Annotated in this window: 4 protein-coding genes; all 4 read right to left on the reverse strand. The window is 45.1% G+C overall.

The window, feature by feature from the left end; genetic code table 11:
• Positions 1-48: 48 nt before the first annotated feature.
• The 4 genes from BN102_RS05865 to BN102_RS05880 are packed head-to-tail and all read right to left on the reverse strand — an operon-like array spanning position 49 to position 5,957.
• Positions 49-1,431: a hypothetical protein gene (locus BN102_RS05865; protein WP_019208178.1), complete on the reverse strand. Its 1,383-nt coding sequence runs from the start codon at positions 1,429-1,431 to the stop codon at positions 49-51.
• A gap of 29 nt (positions 1,432-1,460) precedes the next feature.
• Positions 1,461-2,831, reverse strand: coding sequence for a neutral/alkaline non-lysosomal ceramidase N-terminal domain-containing protein (locus BN102_RS05870; RefSeq protein ID WP_019208179.1), 1,371 nt, complete (start codon positions 2,829-2,831; stop codon positions 1,461-1,463).
• 2 nt (positions 2,832-2,833) lie between these two features.
• Positions 2,834-4,207 (reverse strand): DegT/DnrJ/EryC1/StrS family aminotransferase, encoded by a 1,374-nt coding sequence (locus BN102_RS05875; RefSeq protein ID WP_036787368.1) that lies wholly within the window; start codon positions 4,205-4,207, stop codon positions 2,834-2,836.
• 10 nt (positions 4,208-4,217) lie between these two features.
• Positions 4,218-5,957 carry an alpha-galactosidase gene (locus BN102_RS05880; RefSeq protein WP_019208181.1) on the reverse strand — a complete coding sequence of 580 codons (1,740 nt, stop codon included), beginning with the start codon at positions 5,955-5,957 and terminating at the stop codon, positions 4,218-4,220.
• Positions 5,958-6,183: the final 226 nt, after the last annotated feature.

Below are 6,183 nucleotides of genomic sequence, written 5' to 3' on the forward strand. Positions count from 1 at the left end.
CTTTTAACTGTTGTTTCATTTAAAAAACGATAATACTTTTAGGAAAGACTAATTCAAGGGGATTTTTACTAAGTCTTCAATCTCTTTCCCTTCGTGCATGAACCGGGCTAAGGTATAGATCTCTCCGTTGTTTCCTACAGCGATGGAATTCACGTAAGTAGGGAAAGATCCGTCCTGATAGAAGACAGGCCCCAGGTCTTTATACTTCTTCTTGGGGATATCATAGGTCACCACGTGGAGGTATTCCAGTCCCTTCGCCGCCCCCATATTGATCTTATCCACGCCGGCCATCCGTTTTCCGTCCTTATAGATAGGCGCTCCGGTGAGGTAATAAATCATGCCATCTTTCTCGATGCGGAATCCCAAATAGCCATAGCTGAACTGGTCGAACATGCCGCTCCGCTTGGAAGGTTCAGAGGTAATCCTGTCCACGATTTCTATCTTCCTGGCCGCGGGGTCGAAAGTAAACAAATATCCCGAATTGCCGTGCACGCCGTACGCTTTGTTCTCGGGAGCGTACCAGTAGATTTTTCTCCAATTGTATCCCATGCTGCCGGCATCTTTCGGATCATACTTGCCGAAGTAATCCAAGCGCAGATCCACGCCTTCCACTTTCTGTGGAGCATCTCCCGCCGGATTATAGGAATAGATGTCGCCGTCGGCGGTGGAATAATATACATTGCCGTCACGAGGATCGACGAAAACGGAACGGCATATCACCCTAAAATGTTCCGTGCCCAATTGGGTTTCGCCGGCTCTCGTGATAGGGCCTAAATTTTTCAGTATATTCGCCTTCATGTCGTAATCGAGGAAAAGCCCTTTGGGCCATGTTATTCCGTACAAGTGTTGCCGTACCGTATCCATGGCCATGGTGATAATCCCTTCTCCGTCGGGGGCCAGGGTCAAGTCGTGCAAGTCTTTGGTTTCCATATCGTAATAGAGGAAATGTCCGCCAGGATACAATTTATATCCTTCAGGAGCCGTAACCGGCATCTGTTCGGCCCCGTCGATCATCTGATAATAACCGGCATGCGTGGCGAAAAAGAGCTTACGATCGTATTCGTAAAACTCTACATGGCTCTTCCCCTGTGCGATATACTTCTGTGCTTTTTCGCCCAACGCATCGGATAGATCGGCAATGAATGCCGTTTTATCCGTTTGGGGATCGTAGCAGTAAAATTGCCCGCCGATGTCATAATGGGTAGAGGAAAGGACATAATATATCTTCCCGTCGCTGGCAACGGATATGGCGTTATACGTATCGTGCGCATCGTCGAATCCAGAAAAGTATTGTTTGGCGATCATGGCATCCCGCGCCGCATCCACTCCTTCCGATTCTCTCGTCGCCGATTGTTTTTCGGCGGGTTTACACTGCGTCAATAACAAAAGCAAAAGGAGCAAGGTATTTGCTGATAAAAATTTTTTCTTCATAATTGTTTTTTGTATAAATGTATTCGTTTTTATTCTCTGATCTCTTCCTGTGCTATCTGCTTGCAATTTTCCATGATAAGCGATTCGGTCTGTTTGCCCCACTTGGCCGGCAAGCCGTACACACGCGGGGCAGTATCTCCTTCATAACGGCCTTCTTCTAATATAACGGTCGAAGGAATATATCCCATCACATCGTTCGCATATCCCATCACAAAGATATCTTGTCCGAAAAGTTCTTTCAACTTTACGGCATAGGCCACCACCAATTCTCCTCCCAAGGCGAAAAGCGATTGGTTTCCCAATTTCCAATAAGCGATGGGATAAGCATATGATTTGCTGAAAGAGCCTTTTTCCTTATATTCCGCCATCATCCCTCTTGCCCATCGGGCATGAAAATCACTGCCTTTGGCGAGCTCCTGAAACTGTTCCATCGTCATAGGCCGGTCGAAAGGAAGTTCTATTTCCTTATAAAGAGTCTTCAGTATACTCTTCTGCTTTGCCATTTTTTCCGAAAGCACCTGTTCTACGGCCACTGCCAATTGCTTCCCGTATTGAACAGCCAACGACACGAGATGACGCGGCAAGGGATTTTGATCGGCCCCAGCTCCCTGGAAAAACATAGCCGTCGCACCGGGATACATCTTTTCCAGTTCGATCTGGGCAAATCCTACATAATCCCCAGAGAATTGATATCCCGATAAAACGGTGGGATGGCACGCATACCCGAAAACAATCGCTCTGATTTGTTTACCGGCACTCTCAATTTTGATCACCGGTACGGCATAATCGTTCGGACCATTCAAGACAGTAGTCGCAGTCAGTTTCGACGCATCGTTGTTACGTCTGTTTACTTGAAAACGAGTGATACCGTTCCCCGTATAAACGTATGCCGGTTGTAACTGTCGCATCGAATTTTCCACTAATCGGAGGATCCTTTGCTCCAATACTCGCGTATATTCAGCCACCTCTTTCCATTGAGCTTCGTCCATCGGATAAATATATTTGAGAGCATTCGACAGCACCGGCCCCGAATGCGTATGCGAAGCATTTAATATGATTTGCGAAGGTTCCAGATCATACTTTCTCTTCAATTCGCTCTTAATGCGATGAGAAAAATCGACAGGAATGCTCAAAATATCCATCGTAATCAAAAGCGAGGTGTGCCCTCGAGCATCCTTTAAGGTAAGCGCTTTTGCCCACAAGTCGTGGATTTTCCCATCCGAAGGAGCGGTTCTGTTCGCATATCCTGCCATCCACATCGACTTTGTCGGCGTAATGACCTCCCGAGCAATACCGACCTGCCATACGTCTTGATCGGTTTGCTTTTCCTGTCCGTAAGAAATAACAGAAAAGCATAAACCAAGTATAAAGGCGACGGCTCTATTTATTTCGGTCTCCATTTTTATCTCCTTCCCTTTTTTTGCATAATCAACGTTGCGTTTTCATATATCTTTTCGATGGCATTGGCAATATCATCCATGGCAGATCTTCCTGCCAGCAACAGGTTTTGCGTCATCCAGACAGCCTCGTTACAAATCCGGTCATTAGCAGGACATTGATTGTTTCCGATAAAGGCTGCATAATCTATTTCGTTAGGGGCATACGCTTTTCTATATAATTTCGATTCGAAAGCCGCCTTGATAAAAGGCTGCGTATGCAAAGGCACGTACCCCGACGAACAAGGTACCCCCTCCGCTCTTAACGCCTCGAGGAACAAGGCGCGCGGCATATTTTTGAACTTGCGCTGATCATACCGCAAAGGAAGCAGATGGAAAACGGCTTTCGTGGTAGCCGGATACAGACGAAGCGGCATGATACCCGGGATATCTTTTACCTTCTGCCAGAGATACCGCCCGTTCTCCCAACGTTGTTCCGTCGTCGCTTCCGAATTTATCATTTGCATTAATCCGATAGCGGCCTGATACTCCGTAAAACGAACCTTTGTACCTATCCTTATGGAACCCGCTCCAACAGAACCGGTTTGCGTTCCGTACGGAAATCCTAAATTGTGATAAGAGAAACAACGATCCATAAACTCTTCGTCATCGCTTACAACGGCACCTCCCTCGCCGATGGGTATATTCTTAGAAGTCTGAAAACTGAAACAGCCGGCATTGCCGATAGAGCCGACACGCTTGTGATTCACTTCTGCCAAATGAGCTTGGCACGCATCTTCGATTATCATCAACCGATGTTTTCGGGCAATCTCCTTGATAGTTACCATATCTGCCGGTATACCCAGGATATGAACAGGAATGATCGCTTTCGTTCTCGGCGTAATTTTCTTCTCTATTTGCACCGGATCTATCTGAAATGTTTCCGGGTCGATATCTGCGAATACGGGCAAAGCGCCGTTCATTAAGACAGCTTGCACGGTAGCGACAAACGTGTAAGGGGGAACAATCACTTCATCTCCGGGGCCGATGTCAAATTGCGAGATAGCCGTAATCAAAGCATTCGTCCCGTTGACCACAGCGAGACAGCGCTTCGTCCCGATCATCTCCGCCCATTTTTTTTCAAATTCGGCCGTCACTTTTTCCCGCGACCAAACGCCGCTTTCCAACACTCTCAAGAGTCTTTCATTACGAGACGATTCCCATACAGGCCATGCAGGCCACATATCTATATGGGCTTTAGGCCCTCCTAAAATGGCCGGTAATTTGCTGTCCGAGCTTATCTGTCCCCATATACGAGTGGTATCCAACATCGAAGTAGCGAAAATACCTGCTGCTCCCAGCATACTTCTTTTAATAAATCTACGTCTGTTTTTATCCATTTCTACACCTTTATTTTAGTATCTCATATTGATATAACGAATAAGAATTCTCTTCGTCCAAAGAAAATAAAATTTCTCCATTTCCATTCGTTTCTGTCAGAAAATCTTTTCCTTCTCCCAGGATATGATGCATCCGAACCTTCTCATGAGGAGCAAGCCATGTTTTTATCAAAGCGGTCTTTTGACTATTATTTTCCCTGAAAACCAAGAGGAAACCTCCTTGTTCCTGAATACTTTGGAATCCCGTCCACGACTGTCCTGAAGGCTCATCGCCTATAGGCAGAATCAATCCCTGATGGATACGGTTCTGATACGCTCTGTATCGCTTGATTACGGAAGAAAGTTCAAATCCTTCCGGAGGCAGATTATGTGCCTGCATCCAGGCTAAAGGCTGAGCCATCATCGTTATGGCAAAGAGATACTCAAAATTATAATTAGCAGGTGCATACGCATCGTTGTACTTATCCGCATAACGCCATTTATTCAGAAATTCCAATTGAATATTCTGTGTCGGAACATACTTGGAAAGCATCCAAAGATTTCGTAATGTCTGATAAGGGTAATATCCTCCCCAATCCGTATAGCGGTTTTCAAGGAAAATGTTTCCATATCTGTTTTTAAAGAAATAGCCGAACCGTTTATCCGCAGTTACGTCAAGATTGATACAAACGCCATCGTTCAACGCTTCCGACAATGTCATGAGCAAGCTGTCCACTCTTTCTTCCGATTTCTTATTATGAATCCGCAGTCCATCTACTTTAAAGACACGGATTCCGTACTGCTGATGCAACCGAATCAAATATTTCGCATCTTGTGCCCAATGAGCATAATTATCATTATAATTAGGCTCAAACCATAATCCCAGTTCGATACCTACCTGTTTGGCCTTTTTCACTATCGGGGTCAGCCCCTTAGGAAACCTCTGTTTATCCGGCAACCAATAATTTTCATTATCGCGATAGTTTTCGTTCTGACCGCTGTGCGAAGGCAAATTCTTCACGGAGGTCTGCCATCCATAATCGAGCTGATAATGCGATATTCCCAACTTCGCACATAGGTCCAACTCTTCAAGAATATACTTCTCATTTAAGTTTTTAGTCGCATCTTGCCAATCTCCCCACGTATTCATCATCACCATCTCTTCGGTAGGAGTATTTTTCTTACGTAATTTATTCTGATACATTCTTAAAGATTTCAATGCATCGTATTCGGTATCGGCATATACGCCGACGACAGAACTATATCCCTGCGTCCATGCATCAGCAGAAAGATCTTCTTTATTTATTCCGAAGCCGATCATCCTGATTTGACCGAAAAAGGTCAAATAATCTCCTCCGTAATAGTTCAATTGAGCGTTCGAGGAGGGTGCCTCTTTTAGGAAAAAGAGTCCCTGCTTCTGTTCCTCATTTTGAGCAAACAACAAATTGCCGCGATACAATCGTTCACAGAAACCTAACGGACGGTATTCCTGCACTAAATTATTCAGGTGATCTGTCATTTCGAAAAACTCTACTACGCGATACCTCCAATGCTTCCCGGGAAAGGCAGTTTTTTCGATTATCGGAACATATTTACGCGCTTTCCCATGACGAACGAAACGGATATCTCTCAAACTGTCGTTCACAACTTGAGGGAGGTACCAATTTCCCGGCGCCGTCCCCTTAAAATAAAAATCGGAAGCAATGGCCGGACAATCCGGATACAAACGAATCACTCGCTTTATCTGGAGATCTCCCATCGCATACACCATATTCGCTGCTATATAAGAATAATGAGAGGTTGACTCCGGTATAGTATCTACCTCAAAAGAAAGCAGCTGTGCTCGAGTAGATACTCCTGGAAGGCTCATATCAGGCGTACGATCCGTTGTGTTCCAAACATATCCGTTCGATTTGTTTTCGATCGTTCTCGTTATCAGATTTCCATGATTCCAAAGGTATACCCGTTTAATTTTTGAGTTTTCTACAACTAATAAA

Source organism: Phocaeicola abscessus CCUG 55929, assembly GCF_000312445.1.
GTDB lineage: Bacteria > Bacteroidota > Bacteroidia > Bacteroidales > Bacteroidaceae > Phocaeicola > Phocaeicola abscessus.